Source organism: Moorena sp. SIO3B2 (assembly GCF_010692525.1).
Taxonomy (GTDB): Bacteria; Cyanobacteriota; Cyanobacteriia; order Cyanobacteriales; family Coleofasciculaceae; genus Moorena; species Moorena producens.
In genome coordinates this window covers 2,546-4,864 of record NZ_JAAHHE010000415.1, presented here as the reverse complement: position 1 = coordinate 4,864, position 2,319 = coordinate 2,546, and the positions used below count along the sequence as shown (strand labels likewise).

The following is a 2,319-nucleotide window of genomic DNA, read 5'->3' as shown; positions in this document are numbered from 1 at the left end:
AAATTCTAAATTCTAAATTCTAAATTCTAAATTCTAAATTCTAAATTCTAAATTCTAAATTCTAAATTCTAAATTCTAAATTCTAAATTCTAAATTCTAAATTCTAAATTCTAAATTCTAAATTCTACTAACCTTTACCAAAATGAGTGATACTTTTTCCTAAAGCTTATTCAACAATTGGTATAGTAGAGTTAACTCGCAAGAAATTATCTAAATCTCCATAGGTTCCAGCGTAGGTAATAGTGGAATTATCATAACCTTTGAGATTTACAGTGTGTTGCTTGAAGTTAAGCTCAGACTTTCCGATTTTAGAAACGTAACGGTATGTATCCTCCCCTAGGGCAATATCTAGACCAAGTTCCTTGGTGGCAGATTCGAGGCGAAAAGCGGCAATTACAGTATCCCCAACAGCAGTGTATTCTGGGCGATCGCCACTACCAGTGGTGTTACCAACAATAGCATAACCGGTGTTGATTCCAGTACCAATTCGCAGTGGGAAGGGCAGAGGATATTCCTTAGAGAGATTGGTAGTCATTTTGTTGAGGTCATTGACTGCTTGCAAAATACTCATGGCTTCTTGATCACTGACCCCTTGAGAGCCATGAAACCAAATCGCCATAATCGCGTCACCGATGTATTTATCTACCCAACTGCCACACCTTTTCAGAATTTCTCCAGACTCCCGGAACCAACTACCAATTGCCACTGAGAGGGTGGTTTCATCTAACTGGTGGGTGAGTACGGTAAAGTTTCGGATGTCCACCACCATCACAGAAATCAGGCGGCGCACGTGCAATATTGACGTTTGGGTATCTTTATGTATAGGTTCGGATGGTTCAGTTTTATGAGCCTTGGGTGGGCAATAAAACTCCAATTCTGTCTGACCAAAGGTAAGATGATCGCCATTGCGCAAGGTCACCGGAATACTGACTCTGCGTCCATTGACAAATGTACCGTTACGGCTGCCTAAATCAATAAGATAGAAATCACCGTTTTCGGTACACTGCAACATCGCATGGTTTCTGGAAATCCAGCGATCTGAAAGTACAAAATTGTTATCATAACTACGACCGACGGTCCAGCAATTACTACCAACTAATGGCATATACTGATCGTCAGAGTCGGTAGGCATAAGTAGGTAAGGGGTGGATCGCAAAGTCACCACAGATATAGGAGCAACAACAGGGTTAACGGAGAGGTTGATCATTGCATCAATTTTCCAAGATTTCCCCTGATCAGGGAAGGATAGCGCAGAAGTTGGAGAAACAATAGCAGCAATAAGTTACTGACTAGTTACTGCTAATCGAGCTTGAGTATGCTGCTGTCAAAAACCCAGCAAGACTCAGAAGCTGACCCTAGTAGATACATTCACAGGATGATGGAGTCATTTCGGAATAACCATCACAATGACAATGGTCAAAACTTACCTAATATTTATATATATATATAAATATCTATATATAAATAAATGAATAAGGCTTCCGAAGAAGCCCACACTGTACCTTTTAGGGTCAGTGTCTGGAGTCATCATGCTAGGTTAGCTGCCAACCAAAAAAGACTATCTACCACGATTGTACTCAAAACGGCTCCACTAAACGTCCACCAATGGGGCTGTTCTTTTGTCAATGACCAAAGACCAACTATTCCTAGCGTAGCAACCAAAAGCACTGCCCAGCTAATTCCCCAAGGAGTTTGGACTTGTGCGATCGCATTTTGAAAGACTGGTTTTGCCAGTACTGGCTCTACTACCATCACCTGACGCCAGTAGGGAATTAGATTCGTCAAGTAGAAATAGATGTCGGTCATGGCTGTACCGAATAACGAACCCAAGTAAAACAGATTTCCTACCTTTCCCCAACCCCGCCACAATCCCCACAGAGCGAATGGTAGACCAATTGCCTCTACCGGTAAATGCAGTAGAGGTTCAGTCCGCAACCAACCCCAATATAGTGAACCAGCCAGCCAACTCCAGCTAAATCCCAACAGCAAGTCACCCCAGACTTGGGTTGATGGACGTTGGAGCAGTTTTATCCCTAGCCACACCCAAGCCAGGGTGATGACTAAACTCAACAGTGGGAAAAGGCGCACTAGGGGAGCTTGGAAGAACACTGGCACAGAAACCAGGAAGGAGGCGGCAGCAAATAATAGCCATCCTTGAGGATTACTCACTCCCCTAGGGGGTATCGATAGAAGTAGTTGCCCTAAATTATTAGAATTCCTTGGGGATATACCAGAAAACCAAGTATTTTTCAACAAAATTTTGTTATTTATCTTTAATTATCTTTATTCAACTTAATATATCATTACCAATATCCCCCC

Annotated in this window: 2 protein-coding genes; both read right to left on the bottom strand. The window is 42.0% G+C overall.

All coding sequences use genetic code 11. The features are described from left to right. Positions 1-166: 166 nt before the first annotated feature. Positions 167-1,207, bottom strand: a complete 1,041-nt coding sequence (locus tag F6K38_RS34980) for an adenylate/guanylate cyclase domain-containing protein (RefSeq protein WP_008181506.1) — start codon at positions 1,205-1,207, stop codon at positions 167-169. Positions 1,208-1,527: 320 nt separating this feature from the next. Next, complete coding sequence (locus F6K38_RS34975; protein ID WP_008181504.1) at positions 1,528-2,169, bottom strand: DUF3120 domain-containing protein; 642 nt, start codon at positions 2,167-2,169, stop codon at positions 1,528-1,530. Between the last annotated feature and the right edge of the window lie 150 nt (positions 2,170-2,319).